Source organism: Streptomyces krungchingensis, from assembly GCF_054729265.1.
In genome coordinates this window covers 6,505,768-6,530,819 of sequence record NZ_JBPUKY010000001.1, presented here as the reverse complement: position 1 = coordinate 6,530,819, position 25,052 = coordinate 6,505,768, and the positions used below count along the sequence as shown (strand labels likewise).

General features: G+C 71.2%; 27 protein-coding genes. 13 read left to right on the top strand and 14 right to left on the bottom strand.

The annotated features are described in order from the left end of the window. The first annotated feature begins 5 nt into the window (after window positions 1-5). Window positions 6-1,457 carry an aldehyde dehydrogenase family protein gene (locus ACSYGO_RS28825; RefSeq protein ID WP_426677299.1) on the top strand — a complete coding sequence of 484 codons (1,452 nt, stop codon included), beginning with the start codon at window positions 6-8 and terminating at the stop codon, window positions 1,455-1,457. Further along, entirely contained in the window at window positions 1,450-2,334 is an 885-nt protein-coding gene (locus tag ACSYGO_RS28820; RefSeq protein ID WP_028802981.1) for an aldehyde dehydrogenase family protein, read from the top strand. The genes ACSYGO_RS28825 and ACSYGO_RS28820 overlap by 8 nt, the downstream gene beginning before the upstream one ends. 123 nt (window positions 2,335-2,457) lie before the next feature. Here ACSYGO_RS28820 and ACSYGO_RS28815 read toward each other — a convergent pair whose 3' ends face one another. The 3 genes from ACSYGO_RS28815 to ACSYGO_RS28805 form a co-directional block, all read right to left on the bottom strand. Then, window positions 2,458-2,868 (bottom strand): hypothetical protein, encoded by a 411-nt coding sequence (locus ACSYGO_RS28815; RefSeq protein WP_432173785.1) that lies wholly within the window; start codon window positions 2,866-2,868, stop codon window positions 2,458-2,460. Between the two features lie 114 nt (window positions 2,869-2,982). Beyond that, complete coding sequence (locus ACSYGO_RS28810; protein WP_460389828.1) at window positions 2,983-3,297, bottom strand: hypothetical protein; 315 nt, start codon at window positions 3,295-3,297, stop codon at window positions 2,983-2,985. Next, window positions 3,243-3,761 (bottom strand): alpha/beta hydrolase, encoded by a 519-nt coding sequence (locus tag ACSYGO_RS28805; RefSeq protein ID WP_460389775.1) that lies wholly within the window; start codon window positions 3,759-3,761, stop codon window positions 3,243-3,245. Before ACSYGO_RS28805 ends, ACSYGO_RS28810 begins: the two co-directional genes overlap by 55 nt. A gap of 190 nt (window positions 3,762-3,951) precedes the next feature. Here ACSYGO_RS28805 and ACSYGO_RS28800 point away from each other — a divergent pair, with 190 nt between their 5' ends. Further along, window positions 3,952-4,590 (top strand): uridine kinase family protein, encoded by a 639-nt coding sequence (locus ACSYGO_RS28800; protein ID WP_460388174.1) that lies wholly within the window; start codon window positions 3,952-3,954, stop codon window positions 4,588-4,590. A 33-nt stretch (window positions 4,591-4,623) separates the two neighbouring features. On the opposite strand, the gene ACSYGO_RS28795 is transcribed toward ACSYGO_RS28800, so the two are convergent. Beyond that, the gene (locus ACSYGO_RS28795) at window positions 4,624-5,031 is read right to left on the bottom strand and encodes a peptidase inhibitor family I36 protein (protein ID WP_426677313.1); all 408 of its coding nucleotides are present in this window, start codon (window positions 5,029-5,031) and stop codon (window positions 4,624-4,626) included. A gap of 216 nt (window positions 5,032-5,247) precedes the next feature. On the opposite strand from ACSYGO_RS28795, the gene ACSYGO_RS28790 reads away from it, so the two are divergent. Further along, a complete protein-coding gene (locus ACSYGO_RS28790; protein WP_460388171.1) occupies window positions 5,248-6,270 on the top strand; it encodes a hypothetical protein in 1,023 nt (340 codons plus the stop codon). Window positions 6,271-6,427: 157 nt separating this feature from the next. Here the strand turns inward: ACSYGO_RS28790 and ACSYGO_RS28785 are convergent, their stop codons facing one another. Beyond that, window positions 6,428-7,219: a SigE family RNA polymerase sigma factor gene (locus tag ACSYGO_RS28785; RefSeq protein ID WP_095936228.1), complete on the bottom strand. Its 792-nt coding sequence runs from the start codon at window positions 7,217-7,219 to the stop codon at window positions 6,428-6,430. A 295-nt stretch (window positions 7,220-7,514) separates the two neighbouring features. Here ACSYGO_RS28785 and afsQ1 point away from each other — a divergent pair, with 295 nt between their 5' ends. From afsQ1 to ACSYGO_RS28760, 5 genes are all read left to right on the top strand, one after another. Beyond that, window positions 7,515-8,192 carry a two-component system response regulator AfsQ1 gene (afsQ1, locus tag ACSYGO_RS28780; protein ID WP_028802973.1) on the top strand — a complete coding sequence of 226 codons (678 nt, stop codon included), beginning with the start codon at window positions 7,515-7,517 and terminating at the stop codon, window positions 8,190-8,192. 121 nt (window positions 8,193-8,313) lie between these two features. Beyond that, window positions 8,314-9,885, top strand: a complete 1,572-nt coding sequence (locus tag ACSYGO_RS28775) for an ATP-binding protein (RefSeq protein ID WP_426677315.1) — start codon at window positions 8,314-8,316, stop codon at window positions 9,883-9,885. After that, window positions 9,882-10,508 (top strand): hypothetical protein, encoded by a 627-nt coding sequence (locus ACSYGO_RS28770; RefSeq protein WP_426677316.1) that lies wholly within the window; start codon window positions 9,882-9,884, stop codon window positions 10,506-10,508. Before ACSYGO_RS28775 ends, ACSYGO_RS28770 begins: the two co-directional genes overlap by 4 nt. Window positions 10,509-10,599: 91 nt before the next feature. Then, on the top strand, window positions 10,600-11,151 hold the full coding sequence (locus ACSYGO_RS28765; RefSeq protein ID WP_426677317.1) for a VanZ family protein: 552 nt from the start codon (window positions 10,600-10,602) through the stop codon (window positions 11,149-11,151). Between the two features lie 91 nt (window positions 11,152-11,242). Continuing rightward, window positions 11,243-11,443 (top strand): PspC domain-containing protein, encoded by a 201-nt coding sequence (locus tag ACSYGO_RS28760; RefSeq protein WP_095936224.1) that lies wholly within the window; start codon window positions 11,243-11,245, stop codon window positions 11,441-11,443. Window positions 11,444-11,520: 77 nt separating this feature from the next. Here the strand turns inward: ACSYGO_RS28760 and ACSYGO_RS28755 are convergent, their stop codons facing one another. Together ACSYGO_RS28755 and ACSYGO_RS28750 are read right to left on the bottom strand one after the other, a co-directional pair. Then, complete coding sequence (locus ACSYGO_RS28755) at window positions 11,521-11,874, bottom strand: ATP-binding protein (RefSeq protein ID WP_426677318.1); 354 nt, start codon at window positions 11,872-11,874, stop codon at window positions 11,521-11,523. A gap of 139 nt (window positions 11,875-12,013) precedes the next feature. Further along, window positions 12,014-13,168: an adenosine deaminase gene (locus ACSYGO_RS28750; RefSeq protein WP_426677319.1), complete on the bottom strand. Its 1,155-nt coding sequence runs from the start codon at window positions 13,166-13,168 to the stop codon at window positions 12,014-12,016. A 113-nt stretch (window positions 13,169-13,281) separates the two neighbouring features. Here ACSYGO_RS28750 and ACSYGO_RS28745 point away from each other — a divergent pair, with 113 nt between their 5' ends. Beyond that, window positions 13,282-14,046 (top strand): alpha/beta hydrolase, encoded by a 765-nt coding sequence (locus tag ACSYGO_RS28745; RefSeq protein ID WP_426677320.1) that lies wholly within the window; start codon window positions 13,282-13,284, stop codon window positions 14,044-14,046. A 235-nt stretch (window positions 14,047-14,281) separates the two neighbouring features. Here ACSYGO_RS28745 and ACSYGO_RS28740 read toward each other — a convergent pair whose 3' ends face one another. Next, entirely contained in the window at window positions 14,282-15,232 is a 951-nt protein-coding gene (locus ACSYGO_RS28740; RefSeq protein ID WP_460389774.1) for a LysR family transcriptional regulator, read from the bottom strand. 65 nt (window positions 15,233-15,297) lie between these two features. Between ACSYGO_RS28740 and ACSYGO_RS28735 the strand changes: the two genes are divergently transcribed. Together ACSYGO_RS28735 and ACSYGO_RS28730 are read left to right on the top strand one after the other, a co-directional pair. Next, the gene (locus ACSYGO_RS28735) at window positions 15,298-16,596 is read left to right on the top strand and encodes an MFS transporter (protein ID WP_460388168.1); all 1,299 of its coding nucleotides are present in this window, start codon (window positions 15,298-15,300) and stop codon (window positions 16,594-16,596) included. A gap of 234 nt (window positions 16,597-16,830) precedes the next feature. Then, window positions 16,831-17,838: a sigma-70 family RNA polymerase sigma factor gene (locus ACSYGO_RS28730; protein ID WP_460388166.1), complete on the top strand. Its 1,008-nt coding sequence runs from the start codon at window positions 16,831-16,833 to the stop codon at window positions 17,836-17,838. On the opposite strand, the gene ACSYGO_RS28725 is transcribed toward ACSYGO_RS28730, so the two are convergent. Next, the gene (locus ACSYGO_RS28725; RefSeq protein ID WP_426677323.1) at window positions 17,731-18,117 is read right to left on the bottom strand and encodes an STAS domain-containing protein; all 387 of its coding nucleotides are present in this window, start codon (window positions 18,115-18,117) and stop codon (window positions 17,731-17,733) included. The two genes, ACSYGO_RS28730 and ACSYGO_RS28725, sit on opposite strands and share 108 nt — an antisense overlap. Before the next feature lie 122 nt (window positions 18,118-18,239). Here ACSYGO_RS28725 and ACSYGO_RS28720 point away from each other — a divergent pair, with 122 nt between their 5' ends. Next, on the top strand, window positions 18,240-19,160 hold the full coding sequence (locus tag ACSYGO_RS28720) for an AEC family transporter (RefSeq protein ID WP_432189764.1): 921 nt from the start codon (window positions 18,240-18,242) through the stop codon (window positions 19,158-19,160). Window positions 19,161-19,217: 57 nt separating this feature from the next. On the opposite strand, the gene ACSYGO_RS28715 is transcribed toward ACSYGO_RS28720, so the two are convergent. The 5 genes from ACSYGO_RS28715 to ACSYGO_RS28695 form a co-directional block, all read right to left on the bottom strand. Beyond that, window positions 19,218-20,495: a thymidine phosphorylase gene (locus ACSYGO_RS28715; protein ID WP_345656466.1), complete on the bottom strand. Its 1,278-nt coding sequence runs from the start codon at window positions 20,493-20,495 to the stop codon at window positions 19,218-19,220. A gap of 82 nt (window positions 20,496-20,577) precedes the next feature. Next, a complete protein-coding gene (locus ACSYGO_RS28710; RefSeq protein WP_426677325.1) occupies window positions 20,578-20,991 on the bottom strand; it encodes a cytidine deaminase in 414 nt (137 codons plus the stop codon). Next, complete coding sequence (locus ACSYGO_RS28705) at window positions 20,988-22,253, bottom strand: ABC transporter permease (RefSeq protein WP_426677326.1); 1,266 nt, start codon at window positions 22,251-22,253, stop codon at window positions 20,988-20,990. The genes ACSYGO_RS28710 and ACSYGO_RS28705 overlap by 4 nt, the downstream gene beginning before the upstream one ends. Continuing rightward, window positions 22,250-23,374: an ABC transporter permease gene (locus tag ACSYGO_RS28700; RefSeq protein WP_432173778.1), complete on the bottom strand. Its 1,125-nt coding sequence runs from the start codon at window positions 23,372-23,374 to the stop codon at window positions 22,250-22,252. Before ACSYGO_RS28700 ends, ACSYGO_RS28705 begins: the two co-directional genes overlap by 4 nt. Further along, window positions 23,374-25,041: an ABC transporter ATP-binding protein gene (locus ACSYGO_RS28695; protein WP_426677328.1), complete on the bottom strand. Its 1,668-nt coding sequence runs from the start codon at window positions 25,039-25,041 to the stop codon at window positions 23,374-23,376. Before ACSYGO_RS28695 ends, ACSYGO_RS28700 begins: the two co-directional genes overlap by 1 nt. Window positions 25,042-25,052: the final 11 nt, after the last annotated feature.

Sequence of the window (25,052 nt, the reverse complement as noted above, 5' to 3'; positions counted from 1 at the left end):
TCTACATGACCATCGAGAAGCGGTCATCCGCATTCGAGTACGCGCCCGCGCCGGAGTCCCGCGCGGTCGTCGACATCGCCCCGTCGTACGGGCTCTTCATCGACGGCGAGTTCACCGAGGCGGCGGACGGCAGGGTCTTCAAGACCGTCAGCCCCGCCACCGAGGAGGTCCTCTCCGAGGTCGCCCAGGCCGGTGCCGAGGACGTCGACCGTGCCGTGAAGGCGGCCCGCAAGGCGTTCGAGAAGTGGTCGGCACTGCCCGGCTCCGAGCGCGCCAAGTACCTCTTCCGCATCGCGCGGATCATCCAGGAGCGCTCCCGTGAGCTCGCCGTCCTGGAGACGCTGGACAACGGCAAGCCCATCAAGGAGACCCGCGACGCGGACCTCCCCCTGGTCGCCGCGCACTTCTTCTACTACGCGGGCTGGGCCGACAAGCTCGACCACGCCGGCTTCGGCGCGGACCCCCGGCCCCTCGGCGTCGCGGGCCAGGTCATCCCCTGGAACTTCCCGCTGCTGATGCTGGCGTGGAAGATCGCCCCGGCGCTGGCGACCGGCAACACGGTCGTGCTGAAGCCGGCCGAGACCACGCCGCTGAGCGCCCTGTTCTTCGCGGACATCTGCCGCCAGGCGGGCCTGCCCAAGGGCGTCGTCAACATCCTTCCGGGGTACGGCGACGCGGGCGCGGCGCTCGTCGAGCACCCCGACGTGAACAAGGTGGCCTTCACCGGCTCCACCGCCGTCGGCAAGGCGATCGCCCGTCAGGTCGCGGGCACCGACAAGAAGGTCACGCTCGAACTGGGCGGCAAGGGCGCGAACATCGTCTTCGACGACGCCCCGATCGACCAGGCCGTCGAGGGCATCGTCGGCGGCATCTTCTTCAACCAGGGCCAGGTCTGCTGCGCGGGCTCCCGCCTGCTCGTCCAGGAGTCGATCCACGACGAGCTGCTGGACTCCCTCAAGCGCCGGCTGTCCACCCTGCGTCTGGGCGACCCGCTCGACAAGAACACCGACATCGGGGCGATCAACTCCGCCGAGCAGCTCGCGCGGATCACCGCGCTCGCGGACAAGGGCGAGGCCGAGGGCGCCGAGCGCTGGTCGCCGGCCTGCGAACTGCCCTCGTCCGGCTACTGGTTCGCGCCGACGCTGTTCACGAACGTCACCCAGGCGCACACCATCGCCCGGGACGAGATCTTCGGCCCGGTGCTGTCGGTCCTGACCTTCCGCACCCCGGACGAGGCGGTCGCCAAGGCCAACAACTCCCAGTACGGCCTGTCGGCGGGCATCTGGACGGAGAAGGGCTCCCGCATCCTGGCGGTGGCGAACAAGCTCCGCGCCGGTGTCGTCTGGTCCAACACGTTCAACAAGTTCGACCCGACCTCGCCGTTCGGCGGCTACAAGGAGTCGGGCTTCGGCCGCGAGGGCGGTCGTCACGGCCTGGAGGCGTACCTCGATGTCTGACCGTTTGAGCGTCTTCAAGACCTACAAGCTGTACGTGGGCGGGAAGTTCCCGCGTTCCGAGAGCGGCCGGGTGTTCGAGGTGACCGACTCCAAGGGCAAGTGGCTGGCGAACGCGCCGCAGTCGAGCCGCAAGGACGCCCGTGACGCGGTCGTCGCCGCGCGCAAGGCGTTCGGCGGCTGGTCCGGGGCGACGGCGTACAACCGCGGCCAGGTCCTCTACCGCGTCGCGGAGATGCTGGAGGGCCGCAAGGAGCAGTTCGTGCGGGAGGTCGCGGACGCCGAGGGGCTGTCGAAGTCGAAGGCCGCGGCCGTCGTGGACGCGACGATCGACCGGTGGGTCTGGTACGCGGGCTGGACGGACAAGATCGCCCAGGTCGTGGGCGGCGGCAACCCGGTCGCGGGCCCGTACTTCAACCTGTCCACGCCCGAGCCGACGGGTGTCGTGGCCGTGCTGGCCCCGCAGGAGTCGTCCTTCCTGGGCCTGGTCTCGGTGCTCGCCCCGGTGATCGCGACGGGCAACACGGCCGTCGTGGTCACCAGTGAGAAGTCCCCGCTCCCGGCGCTGTCGCTGGGCGAGGTGCTGGCGACCTCCGACGTCCCCGGCGGCGTCGTCAACGTGCTGTCGGGCCGGACCGCGGAGATCGCGGCGCCGCTGGCCGCGCACCAGGACGTCAACGCGATCGACCTCGCGGGCGCCGACGAGGCGCTGGCCAAGGAGCTGGAGATCGCCGCCGCGGACAATCTCAAGCGGGTCGTCCGTCCACAGGCTGTGGATTATTTTGCGACGCCGGGCATCGAGCGCCTCACGGCGTTCCTGGAGACGAAGACCGTCTGGCACCCGACCGGCGCGCTGGGCGCGTCCGGCTCGTCCTACTGAGCCCTTCGTCCCGCGCCTCGCACCGAGGACCCGGGACCCCGATCCGTGTCCCCGGGGTCCCGCACGACAGAGAGCCGCGCTTCCCCTCCGTCCGGGGGGAGCGCGGCTCTCTCGTGTCCGGCGTCAGCCGTGCAGCAGGCCCGTCGCACTGCCGAGGACCGGGATGCTGCCCACCGACGGCGCCTGCGCGAGCGGCCTGGTCAGCGCCTGCGACGACAGCGGCTTGAAGTCGGCGAGCTGTGTGCCCACCCCGTTGTCGAGCGGGTCCACTCCGGTGCCGGCCAGCGGGTTGGGCTTGAGTCCCTCCACAGGGCCGGTCACGTATCCCACGGTGCCGGTCAGGGCCTCGACGCCCGCCTGCGGGTCGAGGTTGCCCAGGGAGGTGGGCCGGGTGCGCATGACGTCCACGGCGGGCGCCGTGTCCGCGAAGGCCGGGGTGGCCGCGGCCGCGCCGGCAGCGACCACCCCGACCGCGGCGGCGATGCGCGCGGTGGTGCGGGCCATGGTGGTCTGCCGGGCTGCGTGTCGCGCCATCAGATTTCCTCTTCGAAGAGCGGAGAGCAACGTGAACGACACGCACAGTAGTTGACCCGTGTGCGTTCCGGGCCGTCCCTGCGGCGGATTCGCCCCTGCGGGTCAAAGGGCATATCAGCGCCAGTCCACCGTGTGCGTCAGCCGTACCCCGTGCGTGGTGAAGTCGATCTCGATCCGGTCCTGTTCGGCCATGGTGAAGCCGCTGTGGAAACTGCTGCGGTCGGCGCCGATGTAGACGTAGTGCACCCGTCCGGGGTGGCTCAGCCCTTCGTACGAGAAGAGCTCGGCCATCATGTCGCGCAGGCCGTAGTGCAGCGCCTTGGTGCCGGTGGTGAAGGTGCCCCGCCAGGCGGCCGAGGAGTCGCGCACGACGGTCACCTCGGCGGTGACCTGCCTCGGCGGCGTCCCCAGGAAGAGCCAGGGGGCCACGCCCGCGTCGCAGAGCTTCGCGTACGAGAGATGGCCCGCGTGCCGCTGGAAGCGTCCGATGCCGGTGAGGTCGTTGCCGAAGGTGTAGCCGGCGTACCGCGGGGTGCCGGACGCGTCGGTGACGCTCCCGGCTCCGGTCCGCGGCGGGCGCGGCCCGCTCCTCCTCGCCGAGCACCGCGTGCAGTCGGCCCAGCCCGGTCGAGCGGAAGATCGCGGCCTCGCGCCGGACGGTGAAGCCGGGGTGGTGCAGCAGGACTCAGGAAGGAGCCGCCCAGGCAGTGCCCGAAGAGGGACGGCGGGGCGTCGTCGCCGATCCACCGCCGCACGTGGGCGACGGCGTTCGCACAGTCGCCGACGATGGTGTCGACGTCCGGTACGTCCCGCCGGTCGCCGCCGCTGATGCCGCTGCCGCGCCGGTCCAGGAAGAAGAAGGCGATGTCGTTGTCGGCGCACCGCTGGCCCACCTCCCACAGCCGGCCGAGCCGGTGTCCGGACAGGGGCACGAGGCAGTGGCGGGCCAGGAGCCGGAACCGGCCACGGAACCCGTCACGGGCTGATTCCGGCAGGGCCGGGGCGGGCCCGGAGAGGGGGATAATGTCCTGGAGGCGTCCGACGCGTGGCGAAGCCAGGCCGATTCACAGAAGGTCCAGAACTTTGGGTACCCAGCCCCCGATACCCACCCGTGTGGTGCTGCTCTGCGGCCCCTCCGGCTCCGGGAAGTCCCTTCTCGCGGCGGACTCCGGGCTCCCCGTCCTCCGCCTCGACGACTTCTACAAGGAGGGCACCGACCCGACGCTGCCGCTGGTCGAGGACAGCCAGGACATCGACTGGGACCATCCGCTGTCCTGGGACGCGGACACCGCGGTCGCCGCGATCGAGCAGCTGTGCCGTACGGGAGGGACCACGATCCCCGTGTACGACATCTCGCTCAGCGCCCGTACCGGCAGCGAGACGCTGCGCTTCGAGCGGACGCCGCTGTTCATCGCGGAGGGGGTCTTCGCCGCGGAGATCGTGGAGCGCTGCCGGGAGCTGGGCCTGCTGGCGGACGCGCTGTGCCTGTCGCGCGGCCCGGTCACCACGTTCCGCCGGCGGTTCGTGCGCGATCTGCGCGAGGGCCGCAAGTCGGTGCCGTTCCTGCTGCGCCGCGGCTGGCGGCTGATGCGCGCCGAGCGCTCGATCGTGGCGCGCCAGGCGGCCCTGGGCGCGCACCCCTGTGACAAGGCCGAGGCGCTGGGCCGGCTCACCGCCGCTGCCGCCGGACACCGGGTGACCGCGCGCCCGACGGCGGCTTAGCGGCCCGGCGCCCGGTGGCGCGGCGCGGGTCGGTCAGCCGCCCGGGCAGCCCGCGGTGGCACCGGACCAGCAGTGCGAGGACCACTTGTTGTCGTCCGAGCCCGTGAAGTTCGTGGAGGCGCCGGCCGGCACGCCCCACCTGTCGCCGGCCCAGTTGTCCAGCTGGTAGAACCACAGGTTGTTGTCGGGGTCCCTGTTCTTGGCCGCGCTCGCCTTGTTGTCGATGGTGGTCGACGTTCCGTGGAAGACGAGACCGCTGTAGCTCTTCTTGCTGGACAGCGTGTCGTAGATGCCGCCCGAGTAGTCCGCGAGGCGGTAGATGCAGGCCTCGTCCGTGTTGCAGGTGCCGTCGTTACTGGCCGCCTGCGCGGGGATCGTCGCGGCGAGGACCGCGGCGACGGACATCGCCGATGCGGCCGCGAGAACGCGTGCTCTTCTCATTCCGTACCCTTCCTTCCGGCGCTGTGGGGCCCACCGCCCGCGCGGGCGGAGAGCGCCGTACTGCGCTCGTGACCCTGGCACACCCACCGGCGCCGTACCGGAACGCGTTCCGGTGAATGGCCGAAAGATCGTCGATCATGACCAGAAACCCCGCACTCGAACCGCCATTCGCCTGAGGGCACTTGACGGCCCGCATCGCGAATGATCATCTGAAACATGCTCAACTGGACGAGACCGGCGGCCCGTTCCGCGGCGGCGCTCACCGTGACGGCCACCGTCGCGCTCCTCGCCACCGCCTGCTCCCCGGGCGAGCAGGCCCGGGGCGGACACGACGGGCAGGACGGCGAGGACACCGCGCCCGCGGTCGCCACCTCCTTCGCCCACGCCCCGAAGGCGTACCCCCTGGACGCCTATATCCCGGACGCGCGGGAGACCGATGCCGTCAATCGCGCCGTCTCCGTCCTGGCCCGCTCCTGCATGCAGAAGTACGGCGTGAGCCGGCCCGCCTACCAGGCGCCCGCCGGTGAGATGCCGCCCCACGCACGCAAGTACGGGCCCACGGACCTGGAGTCGGTCCGCGTCTACGGCTACAAGCCGCCGCTGCCCGACGGCGTCACCAAGCGGCAGGCCGTGGCGGCGCAGCAGCGGGGCGCGGCGCAGGAGCGGACGATCACGCCCGCCGCGAAGGCCGTCTACACCGGTACCGCACAGCGGGCCGACAAGAAGAGCGGAACGGCCGCGGCCCCGGTACCGGACGGGGTGCCCGAGGGCGGCTGTCACGGCGCGGCCCAGCGCGCCGCCCTGGCCGACCGGGCGGCCGACGACCTGATGGTCGTTCAGAACCTGTTCCTCGAAGCCTCCGCCACCACCCGCGAGGACGCCGCGGTCCGCGCTCTCGACAAGCGGTGGAGCGCCTGCATGGCCAAGTCCGGGCTGCGCTATCCCGACCCGCTCTCCGCGGTCGACGACACCACCTGGCGCAGCCGGCGGACGAGCCCGGACGGACCGCACCCGGACTTCCCCGCCCCCTCGGCCGAGGAGATCAGGACGGCGGAGGCCGACGTGCGCTGCAAGAGCGCCACCGACTACGTGGTGACGCGTCACGACATCGAGTCAGGGCACCAGAAGCGGCTGATCGGGCAACACGAGAAGACACTGGCCGCGGTCGCGGAACGCAAGCAGCGCATGGTCGAGCGGTCGCGCTCGGTCCTCGCGGACGCGAAGAAGAAGACGGAGTAGTCCGGGACGCGCGGGCACACGAAAAGAGGTCCAGGCGAACCCCCCGTCCGCCTGGACCTTCTCTCGTTTCCCCCGTGGTCCCCCGTGACCCCGTTGGTTCCCCCCGGCACCACTCCCCCGAGTGCTGCCTGTTTCCCCTTGCGTTCCCCCCAGGCCTTCAGGCGACGAGCTCCCCGAAGGACTCCTCCTCGTCACGGCCGAAGCTGAGGACCTCGTCCTCGCGCAGCCGGCGGAGGGACCGCCAGATGCTCGACTTCACCGTGCCGACACTGATGTCGAGGATGTCCGCGATCTCCGGGTCGGTGCGGCCCTCGTAGTAACGGAGGACCAGCATCGTCCGCTGGAGTTCCGGCAGCCGGGCGAGCGCCTGCCACAGCACGGCGCGCAGCTCGGTGCCGCGCATCGCGTCCGTGTCACCGGCCGTCTCCGGCAGTTCCTCGGTCGGGTACTCGTTCAGCTTGCGGCGGCGCCACGCGCTGATGTGCAGGTTCGTCATGGTGCGGCGGAGGTAGCCCCCCACCGCGGCCTTGTCGCTGATCCGGTCCCAGGCCTTGTACGTCGAGAACAGCGCGCTCTGCAGCAGGTCCTCGGCCTCGAACCGGTCACCGGTGAGGTGATAGGCGGTTGCGTACAGGGAGGCACGACGCTCCTGGACGTAGGCGGTGAACGCCGCTTCCGCATTCGCCGTCTCCGCCGTCTGGCGGCGTTCCCCCGTGCCCTCCCCGTACGCGGCTCCCCCGTGAGCCTTCCCCCCGGCAGCGCCCGCGGCGGATGCCGCGGGGCTCTCCCCCGTGAACGCGTCAACCACCGTCATGTACGCGGTGTGCTGACGCCCGGTGCCGCGAGCGCACCCCCGCCCGCTCACGGCACCGGACTTCTCCGTGACCCGGGTGACGTCGTGCAGACGCGTGACAACTGCGCTAGTGCTGGTGCTGTGCAGCGTGTTCATCTCGCGCCCCCCGTCGTGGAGTCCCGGTTCTTCGGTTCGTTCGCCGTACTGCCTTGCTTGTGTCGAAAAGCTTGCCCGGGGCACTTCATGGACGTGTCCGCCGACTGTCACAGACCTGTCACAGGGCCCGTCCGTGGGCGCGCCACAGGCCGATCACAGAGAAGAGCGGTACGACTACGCAGATGACCACTCGGGTCCTCGCCGCCACGCGGGAGGGCCCTCCTTCTGTGCGGGAGATGGATGGGAGCGCTCCAACGGTCGATACCCGGCCATGACATGGGCCAGAATGACGTTCGTGCCTTCCCTGTTGCTGATCGAGGACGACGACGCCATCCGTACGGCCCTGGAGCTCTCTTTGACGCGCCAGGGACACCGTGTGGCCACCGCTGCCACCGGCGAGGACGGTCTGAAACTGCTGCGCGAGCAGCGACCGGACCTGATCGTGCTGGATGTGATGCTGCCCGGCATCGACGGATTCGAGGTGTGCCGGCGCATCCGGCGCACCGACCAGCTGCCGATCATCCTGCTGACCGCGCGCAGCGACGACATCGACGTCGTGGTCGGCCTGGAGTCCGGCGCCGACGACTATGTCGTCAAGCCCGTGCAGGGCCGGGTGCTCGACGCCCGTATCCGTGCCGTGCTGCGACGCGGCGAACGTGAGGCCAACGACTCGGCCACGTTCGGCTCGCTGGTCATCGACCGCGCCGCGATGACGGTCACCAAGAACGGCGAGGACCTCCAACTGACGCCCACCGAGCTGCGGTTGCTGCTGGAGCTGAGCCGCCGCCCCGGTCAGGCGCTGTCCCGCCAGCAGTTGCTGCGTCTGGTGTGGGAGCACGACTACCTGGGCGACTCGCGGCTGGTCGACGCGTGTGTGCAGCGACTGCGCGCCAAGGTCGAGGACGTCCCCTCCTCCCCCACCCTGATCCGCACCGTGCGGGGCGTCGGCTACCGCCTGGACAGTCCGTCGTGAGCGACGCGAGGGCGGCCGTCGGGCCGCGCCCCGACGGGGGCCGTCGTCGAACCCTGCGCACACCGGGACCGCCGCTCGTGTCCGTGCGCCGCACGCGCGGGGAAGCGAGCGTCCGGACACCGTGACCAAACCGCAGGACAAGCTCCGTGGCTGGGCCGCGGCGCGCAAGGCGCTGCTGTCCGGCCTGCGTTTCACCAGTCTGCGGCTGCGGCTGGTCGTGGTGTTCGGGCTGGTCGCGCTCACCGCCGCCGTGTCGGCGTCGGGCATCGCCTACTGGCTCAACCGCGAGGCCGTGCTGACGCGTACGCAGGACGCGGTGCTGCGCGACTTCCAGCAGGAGATGCGCAACCACGCGAGCATGCTGCCGGTGCACCCCGGGCAGGACGAACTCCAGCGCACGGCCGGGCAGATGGCCAACAGCAGCCAGCGTTTCAGCGTGCTGCTGGTCGCCGAGGACAGCGCCGGCAAGACCGTCGTCGGCAACTCCTCGCTGGACACCTTCACGCTGGAGGACGTGCCCGAGTCCCTGCAGAAGGCGGTGAACAAGAAGCAGCCGCTGAACTCGAACAACAAGTCCGAGTACCACCTGTACTGGCAGCGCATCACCGACAACGACAAGCCGTACCTCGTGGGCGGCGCCAAGGTGATCGGCGGCACCACCACCGGCTACATGCTCAAGTCCCTCGAACCCGAGGCGAAGGACCTCAACTCGCTCGCGTGGTCCCTGGGCATCGCCACCGGCCTCGCGCTGATCGGCTCCGCGCTGCTCGCCCAGGCGGCGGCGACCACGGTCCTCAAGCCCGTGCACCGTCTGGGCATCGCGGCCCGCCGCCTCGGCGAGGGCAAGCTCGACACCCGGCTGCGCGTCTCCGGCACCGACGAACTCGCCGACCTGTCGAGGACGTTCAACCGTACGGCGGAGGCACTGGAGAAACGGGTCGCGGACATGAGCGCCCGGGACGAGGCCTCGCGCCGCTTCGTGGCGGACATGTCGCACGAACTGCGGACGCCGCTGACGGCGATCACGGCCGTCACCGAGGTCCTGGAGGAGGAGCTCGACGCGGAGACCGGCAGCGTCGACCCGATGATCGAGCCGGCCGTGCGCCTCGTCGTCAGCGAGACCCGCAGACTCGGCGACCTCGTCGAGAACCTGATGGAGGTCACCCGCTTCGACGCCGGCACCGCGCGCCTCGTCCTCGACGACGTGGACATCGCCGACCAGATCACGGCGTGCATCGACGCGCGGGCCTGGCTGGACGCGGTGGACCTGGACGCGGAGCGCGGCATCATGGCGCGCCTCGACCCGCGCCGCCTCGACGTCATCCTGGCGAACCTGATCGGCAACGCCCTCAAGCACGGCGGCTCGCCGGTGCGGGTGGCCGTGCGGCTGGAGGGCGAGGAACTGGTCATCCAGGTGCGGGACCACGGTCCCGGCATCCCCGAGGACGTCCTGCCGCACGTCTTCGACCGCTTCTACAAGGCGAGCGCGTCGCGCCCGCGCTCCGAGGGCAGCGGTCTCGGACTGTCCATCGCCCTGGAGAACGCGCACATCCACGGCGGCGAGATCACCGCGGCGAACTCCCCCGAGGGAGGCGCGGTGTTCACGCTGCGCCTGCCCCAGGACGCGTCGGAGCTGCTCACCGACGACCCCCGCGACAGGAACGGGAACGGCACGGAAGGCACCGCCGGATGACCACCGCACGACCCCTCCGCAGGCGTGGCGTACGCCCCTGGCTGGCCGTCCCGCTGCTCGCCGCGCTGCTCGCGGGCTGCGGCATCCGCTCCACCCAGGTCCCCACGGACTTCGGCCCCGCGCCGTCCCGGGTGCCATGCGCCCTGTCGGGCACCGACATCTCCACCCAGTCCTCGCGGGGGGTGCCGGTCCAGGTCTTCCTGCTGTGCTCGGCCCAGTTGGTCACCGTCGACCGGTCGGTCCGCATCCCGGACGGGACCGCGGAGGCGGCGCGCCGCGTCCTGGTCGCCCAGGGGCTCCTCGACGAGCTGGCCGAGACGCCCTCCCCGACCGAGCAGCAGGCCGGCTACACCACGGACGTCCGCGGCGGCATGACGGTCAGCGGTCCCCGGGGCAGGGATCCCGAGGACACGCTCCGGCTGAGCACCCCGCCGGAGAACCTCACCCGGGCGGCGCTGGCCCAGATCGTCTGCACCTTCGCCGACTCGGCCGCGGCGGAGGACGACGGCTCGGTGGTCCTCGGCGGTCCCGTGCCGGCCCCGCTCCGCAGCTACCAGTGCACCCCCGAGGTCCGATCCGAGCCCGGGACCAACGCACCCCCGTCGTCGGCGGTCGAGGGGTAGGGATACCGCCGACCGGGTGGGGCGGGAGTCCGGACGGGTCGAAAACCTGTCGCCCGGAACCGATCGTGCCGGGCGCCGCGTCTTGGGGGTCGTGCAGCGTCAAGGCTCAGACGGCGGCAGTGCCGTGACCCGCGTCCGTGTGGCAGGAGGTGTCCTCCTCGTCGCACACCTCGCCCTCGTCGCCTGGATCACACTGCGCCCCCTGGACGTCCCCTGGGTGAGCGCCGCCAATCTGCGGCCGTTCGCGGGGATCAGAGCCGACCTCGCGCTGGGCCCCCAGGAGGCGGCCCGCCGCATCGCCGAGGGGGTCGGTCTGCTCGCCCCGCTCGGGGTGCTGCTTCCCCTGGCCGGCGGCAAGCTGGCCGTCTCCCGTCTCGGCTCCCTGGCCCGTACGGTCGCCGCGGGCGCCCTGATCTCGCTGGGCATCGAGCTCCTGCAGACCGGCGTACCGGGGCAGGTCGTGGACGTCGACTCCATGCTGCTCAACACGGTGGGCGTGGCCCTCGCCCACCTCGCCGTCGTGCCCGCGGTCCGCGCCCGGCTCCGCCGTCGGACCGAGACCCACGGCGGCGCGGCCCTTCCCCGGGAGGACATGGCTCAGGGTCGGACCCCGACGATTCCCAGGGTCGGGATCGCACCGTAGAGCGAGGCCTGTCCCGCTTCGTCCGCGTAGCGTCGAAGACATCGAAGGCCGGAGAGTCCGGCACTCGTCGACGGTTCGCGAAGGAGCCACCATGACCGCCCTTGCCCGCCCCACGAACGGCCGCATGATCGGCGGAGTGTGCGCCGCGCTGGCACGGCGCTTCGGCACCTCCGCGACCACGATGCGCGTCATCTTCCTGGTGTCGTGCCTGCTGCCCGGCCCGCAGTTCCTGCTCTACATAGCGCTGTGGATCCTGTTCCCGTCCGAGGACAAGGCCCGCACGGCCTGGTGAGCCTCCTGCTCCGTACGCGCCGATGGGGCGCACCCCAACCGGGGTGCGCCCCATCGGCGTTGTGCACACGGCCGACGTCAGCCGATCGGCAGACCGTTCACCGGGAGGCCGTGGGTGGGCAGTCCCTGCACCGGCAGGCCTCCGAGCAGTCCGGCCACCGGCGCGGTGGGCCCGTCGGCGAGGAGCTTCGCGGCGGCGGGCTGTGCGGCTGCCACACCCGTGCCGAGTGCGCCCTGCCCCTGGGTGAGCGCCTCACCGGCACCGGGCAGCGCCTTGGCGACGTTCTCGGCGGGCAGGGTCTGGGTGACCGTGTCCAGCGCCGCGGAGGTGTCCGGCACGGCCGGCGCCGCGTCGGCGGCACCCGCGCCGGCCGCGGCGAAGGCGGCACCGAGAGCGGCGACACCGAGGGTCTTGGCAGCAGACTGCTTCATTTCTAACGCGTCCTTGGATCCGTGAGACGGGGTGAGCGGTCCAAAAACGTAAACACGCGAGGCAACGCGTCGCAAACATCGAAAAACGGCCGAGTCATGGAGATGGAGTGAAGGACCGGCCGCCTCCCGACGCCTCCCATCAGGCCTGATTCGTCGCAGAACCGCTGGTGGAGGCAGTCTGCTGGAACAGCCATTCGGACTTCAGTTCTGCATATCCGGGCTTGATCACGTCATTGATCATGGCCAGTCGTTCATCGAAAGGAATGAATGCTGACTTCATAGCATTGACCGAGAACCATTGCATGTCGTCGAGCGTGTAACCGAATGCGTCGACAAGGTGCTCGAATTCACGGGTCATGCTCGTACCGGACATGAGCCGGTTGTCGGTGTTCACCGTCGCGCGGAAGTGCAGCCGTCGCAGCAGTCCGATCGGATGGGCGCCGTACGAGTCGGCGGCACCGGTCTGGAGGTTGGAGCTGGGGCACAGCTCCAGCGGGATGCGCTTGTCGCGGACGTACGAGGCCAGTCGCCCGAGCTCCACCGAGCCGTCCTCGCGCACCTGGATGTCGTCGATGATCCGGACGCCGTGGCCGAGCCGGTCGGCGCCGCACCACTGGAGTGCCTGCCAGATGGAGGGCAGCCCGAAGGCCTCGCCGGCGTGGATGGTGAAGTGGTTGTTCTCGCGCTTGAGGTACTCGAAGGCGTCGAGGTGCCGGGTGGGCGGGTAGCCCGCCTCGGCACCGGCGATGTCGAACCCGACGACGCCCAAGTCGCGGTAGCGGTTGGCCAGTTCGGCGATCTCCAGGGCGCGGGCCGCGTGCCGCATGGCGGTCAGCAGCGCGCCGACCCTGATCCGGTGGCCGTTCTCCCGGGCGCGGCGCTCCCCTTCCCGGAAGCCCTCGTTGACCGCCTCGACGACCTCTTCGAGAGTGAGGCCGCCCTCCAGGTGCTGCTCGGGCGCGTAGCGGACCTCGGCGTAGACGACGCCGTCCTCGGCGAGGTCCTCGGCGCACTCGGCGGCGACCCGGACGAGGGCGTCCCGGGTCTGCATGACGGCGCACGTGTGGGCGAAGGTCTCCAGGTACCGCTCCAGGGAGCCGGAGTCCGCGGCCTCGCGGAACCAGACGCCGAGCTTCTCGGGATCGGTCTCGGGGAGACCGGAGTACCCCGTCTCCTCGGCGAGTTCGACGATCGTGCCGGGGCGCAGGCCCCCGTCGAGGTGGTCGTGCAGCAGCACCTTGGGCGCCCGGCGGATCTGTTCCGAGCTCGGCGTGTTCTGGATCTGGCTCGTCATTTCCGCACTGTAGCCCCTACGCGCGTAGAACTCCTGTTGTACGAACCCGTCGATACGTAACGGTGACCGTGCGGACGGGTGGCGTACACCGTCGCTTCTGACACTGTTCTGTCATGGCACAGCAAGCGACGCCGGTCCGCACGGCCCGGCTGGGGAGGGCGCTCGGCCCGGAGCCGACGGCGGTCAGCGCAGTGGTTCTGCTGCTCCCGGGCGGCGAGGAGACCTCCGCCCGCAGGCCGTCCCCCATGATGGCGACCGCCTCGGTCCGGGCGCTGGGGCGCCGCCTCACCCGCGCCGGACAGGCGGACGGCCTGGTCACGCACGTGGTGCACTACCGGTTTCGCGGCTGGAACGGCAGCGAGGCGCATCTGGCGGGCGACGCTTCCTGGGCCGTCGACGAGGTCGTACGCCGCTACGGCGACGTCCCCGTCTGCCTCGTCGGCATCGGCATGGGCGGCCGGGCGGCACTGCGCTCGGCCGGTCACTCCGCCGTCAACTCCGTCCTGGCGCTGGCGCCTTGGCTGCCCGAGGAGGACGTGGCGGCGCCACCCGAACCGGTGAAGCAGCTGGCCGGCCGGCGGGTGCTGATCGTGCACGGCACCAACGACGAACGCACCGACCCGGAGCTGTCCTTCCGGCTCGCGGCGCGCGCGAAGAAGGCCAACCGCGACATCTGCCGCTTCGAGGTCCACTCCGACGGACACGCGCTGCACCAGTACCGGCACGAAGTCCTCGCGCTGGCCGAGGACTTCGTGCTGGGGACGCTGTTCGGGCACTCCTTCTCCCGGCCCGTGGAGGACGCGCTGGCGGCGCCGCCGCCGCTGGGTCTGCGGATGCCGCTGGCGGCGGGTTTCGGGCAGTCGCTGAAGCGGCGCTGAGGTTCCTGCCGTCCCCGTCGGCCCTGCCGTCTTCGGCCGGGAGCCGGCACGGGCTACGGGCCGGGGCGCAGGCGGGGCGCAGGCCGGGGACCGGCGGGGCGCCGCGCGGGATGTCGTACGGCCGGACAGCCGGGGGCCCGGCGGGGCGCCGCGCGGGATGTGTCGTGCGGCCGGACAGCCGGGGACCGGCGGGGCGCCGCGCGGGATGCCGTACGGCCGGACAGCCGAGTCCCGGTCAGTCCGGCAGGAGATGCCCCCGCCGGGACAGCAGGAACCTCTTGAACGCGGCCACCGGCGGCGTGTCCGGATGGCCGTCCAGCCAGGCCACCCCGATCTCACGCACGGCGCGCGGAGCGGTGACGGTGAGCTCGACGACTCCCGGCCGGGCCACGGCCGGCGGCGGCAGCAGGGCCACGCCGAGGTCGGCGGCCACCAGCCCGCGGAGCGTCTCGGTCTCCTCCCCCTCGAAGGCGATCCGGGGTTTGAAGCCGGCCTCCCGGCACAGGTCGTCGGTGATGCGGCGCAGCCCGTAGCCGGGTTCGAGGGTCACGAAGGTCTCGTCCGCGGCCTCGGCGAGACGGATGCGCTTGCGGGAGGCGAGCCGGTGGTCGGCCGGCACCACGAGCCGCAGCTTCTGCTCGTCGAGACGGCGGGCCACCAGGTCGGGCGCGTCCGGCACGGGCGAGGTGAGGCACAGGTCCAGCTCGCCCGAGCGCAGCCGCTCCAGCATCGCCTCGCCGTAGTTCTGGACGAGGCTGAAGCGGACGCGGGGGTGATCGGCGCGGAAGGCGCGGATCAGTCCCGGGACGGTCTCCGACCCCATGGTGTGCAGGAAGCCGAAGGCGACCTTGCCGGTGGCCGGGTCGGCGTCCGCCCGCACCTCGTCGGCGGCGCGCTCGATCTCGGACAGGGCGCGCTCGACGGAGGCGAGGAAGGTGCGGCCCGCGGGGGTCAGCGAGACCGTACGGCCGCGGCGGGCGAACAGGTCGACGCCCAGGTCCTGTTCGAGCCTCACCATGGCCCGCGACAGCGTCGACTGCGGGACCCGCAACTCCTGGGCGGCCCGGGTCACGTGCTCGATGCGGGCGACCCCGGCGAAGTACGCGAGGCGTGGCGCGAGCACCGCCGCGATGTCTTCTGTGTCACTGGACGGTGACAGGCGCGTCTCTGACCTCTTCTCATGCATCACGGGAACGATTATGACAATTCCATGCATTGGACGGATGAGCTGCGGCTGCTTAGTTTCGAGGTATGCCTTCCGCCAGTACCGGGGCGTCCACCACCCTGGACGCCGTCACTCCGTCCGCTTCCACCGCCTCCGCGCCCGTCTCCGGGTCCGACACCCGCATGGCCCCGGGTGGGCCGGGATACCGCCGGATGAGCTTCGCCCTCTTCCTGGCGGGCGTCGCGACCTTCGCGCTCCTCTACTCCACCCAGGCCCTCCTCCCCCTCGTCTCCACGGACTTCGGGGTCACCGCGAGTGAGGCGAGCTGGACGGTGTCGGCCGCGACCGGCGCACTGGCCCTCTTCGTCCTGCCCATGAGCGCCCTGTCGGAGCGCTTCGGACGGCGTACGTTGATGACGGCGTCCCTGGCGGTGGCGGTGACGGTCGGGCTGCTGGTCCCCTTCGCCCCCTCGATCGGCGCGCTGGTCGCGCTGCGCGCGGTGCAGGGCGCGGCACTGGCCGGGCTCCCGGCCTCGGCGACCGCGTACCTGGCCGAGGAGGTCCGCCCCAAGGCGCTGATCACGGCGATCGGCCTGTTCGTGGCGGGCAACAGCGTCGGCGGGATGAGCGGCCGGGTCATCACCGGCTGGGTCGCGCAGGAGTGGGGCTGGCGGGTCGCCGTCGGCGCGATCGGAGTGATCGCGGTGGCCTGCGCGATCGCGTTCCGGCTGCTGCTCCCGGCGCCCCGGCACTTCACGCCCGGGTCGCTGCGGCCGCGGGTGCTGGCCCGCACGGTCCGCGACCACCTCGCGAACCCCCTGCTGTGCCGGCTGTACGCGATCGGCGCGCTGTTCATGATGGTGTTCGGCGGGGTCTACACCGTGATCGGCTACCGCCTGACCGACGCCCCCTTCTCCCTCCCGCAGGGCATCGTCGGCTCGATCTTCCTCGTCTACCTGGTGGGCACCGTGTCCGCGTCGACCGCGGGCCGGCTCGTCACCCGACTCGGCCGCCGGGGCGCGCTGTACCTGGCGGGCGGCACGACCACCGCGGGGCTCCTGCTCTCCCTGGCCGACTCGCTGGCCATGGTCCTGATCGGGCTGGTCCTGATCACCGCGGGCTTCTTCGCCGGACACGCCGTGGCGTCGTCGTCCGTCAGCCACACCGCTCAGCGGGGGCGCGCCCAGGCGTCGGCGCTCTACCAGTCCGCGTACTACATCGGGTCCAGCGCCGGCAGCACGCTCGGGGCGGTCGCCTTCCACGCGGGGGGCTGGGCCGGGACCGTGGCCCTCGGCCTGTTCGCCGTCCTCGGCGTCGTCACCATCACCCTCTTCGGCTCCCACGCGGCCCGCGCCCACACCCGCACGGCGGCCGCGGCCCACTGAGGTCCGCGGCCCCGCGCCGGGGCCCAGCCCGTCCGGCGATGGAGGACGAGGCCGTCCGGGCCGCTGCGCGGTTCCGCGGACCAAGCCCCGAGGACACCCGGGAGCCCCGCGGCCAGACCTCTTCCGAGCTGCGGGTTCGTCCACTCCGGGGGCCATTGTCAGTGGGCTGCGGTAGCTTCCGAGGTGCTGGCGCGACGACGCGCGGAACGGAACAGCCTCAGGGGTGGGTTGGCGATGACCGACGGTACGGCGACGACGACAGACCTGGACGTCCGGCTTGAAAAGCACCGGGTCGAGCTGACGGGCTACTGCTATCGCATGCTCGGCTCCTCCTTCGAGGCCGAGGACGCGGTCCAGGACACGATGGTCCGCGCCTGGCGGAGCTACGACAAGTTCGAGGGCCGCTCCTCGATGCGGTCCTGGCTGTACCGCATCGCGACGAACGTCTGCCTGGACATGCTGAACGCGGGCAACCGAAGGGCTCGTCCCATGGACCTCTCCGCCCCCTCGCCGCTGGCCCAGGCGGCACTCACCCCCCGACCGGACAACACATGGCTGGAGCCGGTCCCCGACGCGCGCGTGCTCCCGACCACCGAGGACCCGGCCGAGGCCGCGGTCGCGAAGGAGTCGGTGCGCCTCGCCTTCATGGCGGCCCTCCAGCAACTGCCGCCCAAGCAGCGTGCCGTGCTCATCCTGCGCGAGGTCCTCGCGTGGAAGGCGAGCGAGGTCGCCGAGCTCCTCGGCACCTCGGTCGCGTCGGTCAACAGCGCGCTCCAGCGGGCCCGCGCGACGCTCGCCGACAGTGACGCGGCGGGCGTCGACGCCGCCGTGTCCGACCCGCTCGACGAGGAACAGAGCAAGCTCCTGGAGCGCTATGTGGCCGCGTTCGAGGGGTATGACATGACGGCGCTGACGGCGCTGCTGCACGAGGACGCGATCATGACGATGCCGCCGTTCGACCTGTGGCTGCGCGGCACGGACGACATCACCGGATTCATGACGACCATGGGCGCCGCGTGCGAGGGCTCGCGACTGGTCCCGGTCGAGGTGAACGGCCTGCCCGGCTTCGCGCAGTACAAGCCCGACCCGCAGGAGGGCGGGTTCACGCCCTGGGCGGTCCAGGTGCTGGAGATCTCAAAGGGGCGCATCGCCGGTTTCCACTGCTTCCTGGACACCGCCCGCTGGTTCCCGCTCTTCGGGCTCCCCCTCCGTCTCGAAGCGGAGACCGACCAGGGCGAGTAGGCCGCGCAGCGCGGGGTCCGGGCCGCGAAGACGTATGCGGCCCCCCGCGCGCCGGGCGGTCAGCTCCAGTCGGGCCAGCGCGTCGACGACGGCCAGCCCCGGCGGGCCGATCCCGGCGACGTCGCAGACCACGACCCCGCCCCCGGCCGCCTTCAGCCGGGTGAGCAGGTCGTCGCAGAGCCGGGGCACCTCGTCCCTGGTGACGAGTCCTGGCAGCACGAGTACGGCGGGTGTCGTGGAATCCACAGTCAGTAGACCGATCGGGAGCGGGGAACTCATCGCGTAGTCCGTAAAGGATCACATTGACCTGCGCCCAGCCTTCCCCGGAGGGTTAGGTGTATGCCCCAAGAATCAGTGCCTCCCGCGATGGCCGACGGCTTCCTCACTGCCGGGGAGGTGCCGTGCAGGGGGTGCTGACGGGCTTCGCGGTCATCGCCGTGGTGATCGGCGTCGGGTATGTGATCGGCCGGCGCGGCCACCTCGGGGACAACGGCCGGGAGGTGCTGACGAAGCTCGCCTTCCATGTCGCCTCCCCCGCACTGCTGTTCACCACGCTCGCGCAGGCCGACCTGTCGGTCATCTTCTCCAGCCGCCTGCTGGTCACGGCGATGAGCACGGCCGCGGCGGCCGGTGTGTTCGTCGCGGTCGGCGTCGTACGCCGCTGGGGCGTGGGCCGCACGACGATCGGCGCGCTCTGCTCCAGCTACGTCAACTCCGGGAACCTGGGCATCCCGATCGCCGTGTACGTGCTCGGCGACGCCTCGCTGGTGGCGCCCGTGCTGCTGTTCCAGCAGATCATGGTCACCCCCATCGCCCTCACCGTCCTCGACCTCACCGGGGGCGGCGAGAAGCGTCCCCTGTGGCAGCGGCTGATCACCCCGCTGCGCAACCCCATCGCGGTCGGCTCGCTCGGCGGGGTCGCGGTGTCGGCGACCGGTCTGACCGTGCCGGGACCGATCCTCGACCCGCTCCAGCTGATCGGGGGCATGTCGGTGCCCGCGGTGCTGCTGGCGTTCGGCATCTCGCTGTGCGGCAGCAGCATGCCGGGGCGCGGCTTCGACCGGCATCCGGTGCTGCTGTCCGTCGCGTTGAAGGCGGTCGGCCAGCCGCTCGCCGCCTGGGCGCTGGCCGTCGGCCTGTTCGGACTGCACGGCGCGCCGCTGCTCGACGTGGTGGTCACCTCGGCCCTGCCCGCCGCGCAGAACCTGTTCACGTACGCCTCGCGCTACCGGGTCGGCGAGACCCTGGCCCGCGAGTCGATCCTGCTGTCGACGATCCTCGCCGTGCCGGTCCTCGTGGTGGTCGCGGCCGTGCTGGGCTGACGCCGGAACGCCGACGGGGCCGGCGCCGAAGCGCCGGCCCCGTCGGGGTCGTTCCGGTCAGGCGATCCGGTCGAGCACGATCGGCGTCGCCGTGAAGTCCGTGCCGGCGTCCGCGATGTCGTACGAACCGTCGACCGCCTGCAGCGCGTACTCGAAGCGCTCCGGGGTGTCGGTGTGCAGGGTGAGCAGCGGCTGGCCTGCGGTCACCGTGTCGCCCGGCTTGGCGTGCAGTTCGACGCCCGCGCCGGCCTGCACCGGGTCCTCCTTGCGGGCGCGGCCGGCGCCGAGGCGCCAGGCGGCGATGCCGATGTCGTACGCGTCGAGACGGGTCAGCACGCCGGAGGCCGGGGCGGTCACCACGTGCTGCTCACGGGCGACGGGCAGCGCGGCGTCCGGGTCGCCGCCCTGCGCGGCGATCATGCGGCGCCACACGTCCATCGCGGAGCCGTCGGCCAGCGCCTTCGCCGGGTCCGCGTCCTTGATGCCGGCGGCGTCGAGCATCTCGCGCGCGAGCGCGACGGTGAGGTCGACGACGTCGGCCGGGCCGCCGCCCGCCAGGACCTCCACGGACTCGCGGACCTCCAGGGCGTTGCCCGCGGTCAGGCCGAGCGGCGTCGACATGTCGGTGAGCAGCGCGACCGTCTTCACGCCGTGGTCGGTGCCGAGGCCCACCATCGTGGACGCCAGCTCGCGCGCGTCCTCGATGGTCTTCATGAACGCGCCGGTGCCGACCTTCACGTCCAGGACGAGCGAGCCCGTGCCCTCCGCGATCTTCTTCGACATGATCGAGGAGGCGATCAGCGGGATCGCCTCGACCGTGCCGGTCACGTCGCGCAGCGCGTACAGCTTCTTGTCCGCGGGAGCCAGGCCGTCGCCCGCCGCGCAGATCACCGCGCCGGTCGTGTCGAGGACGTCCAGCATCTCCTCGTTGGACAGCAGCGCGCGCCAGCCGGGGATGGACTCCAGCTTGTCAAGCGTGCCGCCGGTGTGGCCGAGGCCGCGTCCGGACAGCTGCGGGACCGCCGCGCCGCAGGCGGCCACGAGGGGCGCCAGCGGAAGCGTGATCTTGTCGCCGACGCCACCCGTCGAGTGCTTGTCGGCCGTCGGGCGGGACAGCGAGGAGAAGTCCATGCGCTCGCCGGAGGCGATCATCGCCGCGGTCCAGCGGGCGATCTCGCGGCGGTTCATGCCGTTGAGCAGGATCGCCATGTTGAGCGCGGCCATCTGGTAGTCGGCGACCTCGCCGCGGGTGTACGCGTCGACGACCCAGTCGATCTGCGCGTCGCTGAGCTCACCGCGGTCCCGCTTGGTGCGGATGACGGAGACGGCGTCCATGGCCATGGCTTTCCTTCCGAAGAAATGGGCGGCCCCTCCCGGCGGGATCAGGAGATCACAGGACCGGGAGGGGCCGCGGGAATTACTGGGCGAGATGGCCGGGCCCGAAGGCCTGCGGCAGCATCTCGGAGAGCGGCAGGACTCCGGCCGGGGTCTCCAGCAGCAGGTCGGGGCCGCCGAACTCGAAGAGCAGCTGGCGGCAGCGCCCGCACGGGACGAGGATCTCGCCCTGTCCGTCGACACACGTGAAGTGCGTCAGCCGGCCGCCGCCCGTGTTCTGCAGCTGGGAGACCAGGCCGCACTCGGCGCACAGCCCGAGCCCGTACGAGGCGTTCTCGACGTTGCAGCCGGAGACGGTCCGGCCGTCGTCGACGAGGGCCGCGCAGCCGACCGGGTAGCCCGAGTACGGGGAGTACGAGCGGGACATGGCGTCCCGCGCGACGGCCCGCAGGGCCTCCCAGTCGACGTCCGCGGGTCCCGCGCCGGCGGCGGTCACTTGCCCTGTCCCTTCCGATACGGCATGCCGTCCGCCTTCGGCATGCGCAGACGCTGCGCCGAGAGCGAGAGGACGAGCAGGGTGATGACGTACGGCGTGGCCGAGACGATCTGGTTCGGCACCTCGTCGGTGAGGGAGTACCAGAGGAACACGAGCACACCGACGGCCAGGGTGATCACGGAGGTCACGTACTTCTTCTTGACCGCCGACCAGATCGCGCCGATGACGAGCAGGATGGCGCCGAGGAGCAGCAGCGCGTGGACGTTCTCGGCGCCGCCGCGCAGGTTGAGGCTGTCGGTGTAGCCGAACAGGCCCGCGCCGATGGCGAGTCCGCCCGGCATCCAGTTGCCGAAGATCATCGCGGCGAGACCGATGTAACCGCGGCCGCTGGTCTGGCCCTCCAGGTAGAAGGGGTTGGCGACGATCGACAGGAAGACACCGCCGAGGCCGGCCAGGCCACCGGAGATGATCACGGCCAGGTACTTGTACTTGTAGACGTTGACACCCAGCGACTCGGCCGCGATCGGGTTCTCGCCGCAGGACCGCAGGCGCAGACCGAAGGGCGTACGCCACAGGATCCACCAGGTGGCGGGGATCAGCGCGACGGCGATCAGGGTCAGCCAGGAGACGTTGGTGACCAGGCCGCCGAGCAGACCCGCGATGTCCGAGACGAAGAACCAGCCCTTGGAGTTGAGCGTGCTGAGCCAGTCGGAGAGTCCTGGCACCGTGAAGTGGCCGAGGGACTCGACCGGCGGGGACTGCTTGGCCGAGCCGCCCTGGACGCCCTCGAAGGCGAGGGGGGCGAGGTAGCGGGTGGCTCCGAGCGCCAGGATGTTGATGGCCACACCGGAGACGATGTGGTTGACGTTGAAGGTGACGGTGATGATCGCGTGCAGCAGACCGCCGATCGCGCCGCCGATGATGCCGACCAGGACACCGGTCCACGGACCCCACTGGTAGCCGGCCCAGGCGCCGAACCAGGTGCCGAGGATCATCATGCCTTCGAGGCCGATGTTGACGACGCCCGAGCGCTCCGCCCAGAGGCCGCCGAGACCGGCGAGGCCGATCGGGACGGCCAGCTGGAGCGCGGTCGACATCTGGCTGACGTTGGTGATGCCGTCGGCGCCGGTGATGATGCGGACGATCGAGGTCAGCGCCAGGCCGCCCGCGATGACCAGCAGGAGGACGGGGAGCGACAGCCGGCGGCTGCCGGGTGCCGCGGGCTGCAGCGTGGGCTGGTTGACGTCGGTTGCGGTGGTCATCGGCCAGCCACCTCCTTCTCGGTGTTGTTGGCGGCGCCGAGGACGTGGCCCGCGGCGAGTTCCGCGCCGACACGGCGCTGCTGACGGCGCAGGCCCCACTCGCGCACGGCCTCGTACGAGACGACGACCGAGATCACGATCAGGCCCTGCATGATGACCGCGATCTCCTTGTCATAGCCGTGGAAGTCGAGCTCGGGCGACGCCTTCTCGAGCCAGGCCCACAGCAGGGCCGCGAAGGCGATGCCCACCGGGCTGTTGCGGCCGAGCAGCGCGATGCCGATGCCGAGGAAGCCGATGCCGGTCGGGAAGTTCAGGCTGTAGGTGTGCGTGTCGCCGAGCAGGATCGGCAGGCCCGCGAGGCCGGCCATGCCGCCGGACAGAAGCATGGCGGTGAGCACCATGCGCTTGGAGCTCACACCGCTGGCTGCAGCGGCGGACTCGGAGGCGCCGGAGGCACGCAGGTCGAAGCCGAAGCGGGTGCGGTTGAGGACGATCCAGTAGCCGATGCCGAGGACGAACGCGAGGATCACCAGGCCGTAGATCTCTCCGGCCTCGCCCATGTTGAAGCCGGGCACCCAGCCGGACTCGTGCATCTCGCCGGTGGTGTTGTTGTTGCCGATCTTGACGCCGAAGACGCTGGGCAGCCACAGGTAGGCGATGACGGAGGTCGCGATCGCGTTGAGCATGATCGTCGCGACGACCTCGCTGACGCCGCGGGTGACCTTGAGGACGCCGGCGATGCCGGCCCAGAACGCGCCGGTGAAGACCGCGGTCAGGATCAGCAGCGGGAGCTGGAGCGCCGCGGGCAGCGCGACGTGGGCGCCGACGATCGCGGCCATCATGGCGGCGAGCTGGTACTGGCCGTCCACACCGATGTTGAACAGGTTCATCCGGAAGCCGATGGCCACCGCGAGGGCCGCGATGTAGTACAGCGAGGCCTGGTTGATGATCAGGACCTGGATGTCGGAGAACGTGGCCTGCTCGAACATGATCGAGTACGGCTCGATCGGGTTCTTGCCCGAGGCGATCAGCACGACCGAGGTCAGCGCCACGGCCACGACGAGCGCGATGACCGGCCCGGCCACCGCGAGGAGCAGGCGCTCCTTGTCGAACTTCTTCATCAGCGGGCCTCGTCTTCCGGGGCGTCTGCCGGGGTTTCGGCGTGCTCTTCGAGCTCCGCCTGCGCTGCGAGCTCTTCGTTCTCGAGGTGTCCGGAGGCGGCGCCGGTCATGGCCGAGCCGAGCTCCTCCGGGGTGATGGTGGCCGGGTCGGCGTCCGCGACGAGCCGGCCGTTGTAGATCACCCGGAGCGTGTCGGACAGGCCGATCAGCTCGTCCAGGTCCGCGGAGATCAGCAGCACGGCCAGGCCCTCGCGGCGCGCCGCACGGATCTGGTCCCAGATCTGCGCCTGCGCGCCGACGTCCACACCGCGGGTGGGGTGGGCGGCGATCAGGAACTTCGGGTTGTGGCTCATCTCGCGGCCGACGATCAGCTTCTGCTGGTTGCCGCCGGACAGGGAGGCGGCGGTGACGTCGATGCCGGGCGTACGGACGTCGTACTCCTTGACGATCCGCTTGGTGTCCTCCTGGGCGCCCTTGATGTCGAGCCAGACGCCCTTCGCGTTGGGCTTCTCGGTGACATGGCCGAGGATGCGGTTCTCCCAGAGCGGGGCTTCCAGGAGGAGACCGTGCCGGTGGCGGTCCTCGGGGATGTAGCCGATGCCCTGCTCGCGGCGCTTGCGGGTGGCCCAGGCGGTGATGTCCTCACCGAGGAAGGTGACGGAGCCGGTGTCGGCGCGCTTGAGGCCGATCAGCGCGTCGATGAGCTCGGTCTGGCCGTTGCCCTCGACGCCGGCGATGCCCATGACCTCGCCCGCGTGGATGGTGAAGGTGACGTCGTCGAGGACACGCTTGACCGCGTCGGCGGTCTCGGCCTTGTCCTCCGTGACCAGTCCGCTGTCGGGCGTCGGCTCGGCGAGGTCGCCGAGGGCGGCGCCACCGCTGGCGAAGGCCGTGAGGCCCTTGACCTGGATGACCGGCTGGTCCGTGACGGTGGACTCGGCGGTCTCCGGCGTGGGCAGCTCGCTGCCGACCATCAGTTCGGCGAGCTGGCGGGGAGTCGTCTCGGAGGGGACGGCGGTGCCGACCGTCGTACCGCGGCGGATGACCGTGATGTCGTCGGCGACCGACAGGACCTCGCCCAGCTTGTGCGAGATGAAGATGACGGACAGGCCCTCGGACTTGAGCTCGCGCAGGTTGTCGAAGAGTGCGTCGACCTCCTGCGGCACGAGCACGGCGGTGGGCTCGTCCAGGATGAGGATGCGGGCGCCGCGGTAGAGAACCTTGAGGATCTCCACACGCTGGCGGTCGGCGACACCGAGGTTCTCGACCAGGACGTCGGGGCGGACGCCGAGGCCGTAGCGCTCGGAGATCTCCTTGATCTTGCGGCGGGCCTTGGCGCCGATGCCGTACAGCTTCTCGCTGCCCAGGACGACGTTCTCCAGGACGGTGAGGTTGTCGGCCAGCATGAAGTGCTGGTGGACCATGCCGATGCCGCGCACGATGGCGTCGGCGGGCGACGAGAAGGTGACCTGCTCGCCGTCGACGGCGATGGTGCCCTCGTCCGGCTTCTGCATGCCGTAGAGGATCTTCATCAGCGTCGACTTGCCGGCACCGTTCTCGCCGACGAGCGCGTGGACCGTGCCCTTGCGGACGCTGAGATGGATGTCGTGGTTGGCCACGACACCGGGGAACCGCTTGGTGATCCCGGCGAGTTCGACAGCGGTCACCTGACCGTTGA

What these genes read in the sequence shown, in the direction of transcription:
- ACSYGO_RS28825 (WP_426677299.1), top strand. Translation starts at nt 6, where the DNA reads ATGACCATCGAGAAGCGGTCATCCGCATTCGAGTACGCGCCCGCGCCG.
- ACSYGO_RS28820 (WP_028802981.1), top strand. Translation starts at nt 1,450, where the DNA reads ATGTCTGACCGTTTGAGCGTCTTCAAGACCTACAAGCTGTACGTGGGC.
- ACSYGO_RS28815 (WP_432173785.1), bottom strand. Translation starts at nt 2,868, where the DNA reads ATGGCGCGACACGCAGCCCGGCAGACCACCATGGCCCGCACCACCGCG.
- ACSYGO_RS28795 (WP_426677313.1), bottom strand. Translation starts at nt 5,031, where the DNA reads ATGAGAAGAGCACGCGTTCTCGCGGCCGCATCGGCGATGTCCGTCGCC.
- ACSYGO_RS28790 (WP_460388171.1), top strand. Translation starts at nt 5,248, where the DNA reads ATGCTCAACTGGACGAGACCGGCGGCCCGTTCCGCGGCGGCGCTCACC.
- ACSYGO_RS28785 (WP_095936228.1), bottom strand. Translation starts at nt 7,219, where the DNA reads ATGAACACGCTGCACAGCACCAGCACTAGCGCAGTTGTCACGCGTCTG.
- ACSYGO_RS28770 (WP_426677316.1), top strand. Translation starts at nt 9,882, where the DNA reads ATGACCACCGCACGACCCCTCCGCAGGCGTGGCGTACGCCCCTGGCTG.
- ACSYGO_RS28760 (WP_095936224.1), top strand. Translation starts at nt 11,243, where the DNA reads ATGACCGCCCTTGCCCGCCCCACGAACGGCCGCATGATCGGCGGAGTG.
- ACSYGO_RS28755 (WP_426677318.1), bottom strand. Translation starts at nt 11,874, where the DNA reads ATGAAGCAGTCTGCTGCCAAGACCCTCGGTGTCGCCGCTCTCGGTGCC.
- ACSYGO_RS28750 (WP_426677319.1), bottom strand. Translation starts at nt 13,168, where the DNA reads ATGACGAGCCAGATCCAGAACACGCCGAGCTCGGAACAGATCCGCCGG.
- ACSYGO_RS28745 (WP_426677320.1), top strand. Translation starts at nt 13,282, where the DNA reads ATGGCACAGCAAGCGACGCCGGTCCGCACGGCCCGGCTGGGGAGGGCG.
- ACSYGO_RS28740 (WP_460389774.1), bottom strand. Translation starts at nt 15,232, where the DNA reads ATGCATGAGAAGAGGTCAGAGACGCGCCTGTCACCGTCCAGTGACACA.
- ACSYGO_RS28735 (WP_460388168.1), top strand. Translation starts at nt 15,298, where the DNA reads ATGCCTTCCGCCAGTACCGGGGCGTCCACCACCCTGGACGCCGTCACT.
- ACSYGO_RS28730 (WP_460388166.1), top strand. Translation starts at nt 16,831, where the DNA reads ATGACCGACGGTACGGCGACGACGACAGACCTGGACGTCCGGCTTGAA.
- ACSYGO_RS28725 (WP_426677323.1), bottom strand. Translation starts at nt 18,117, where the DNA reads ATGAGTTCCCCGCTCCCGATCGGTCTACTGACTGTGGATTCCACGACA.
- ACSYGO_RS28715 (WP_345656466.1), bottom strand. Translation starts at nt 20,495, where the DNA reads ATGGACGCCGTCTCCGTCATCCGCACCAAGCGGGACCGCGGTGAGCTC.
- ACSYGO_RS28705 (WP_426677326.1), bottom strand. Translation starts at nt 22,253, where the DNA reads ATGACCACCGCAACCGACGTCAACCAGCCCACGCTGCAGCCCGCGGCA.
- ACSYGO_RS28700 (WP_432173778.1), bottom strand. Translation starts at nt 23,374, where the DNA reads ATGAAGAAGTTCGACAAGGAGCGCCTGCTCCTCGCGGTGGCCGGGCCG.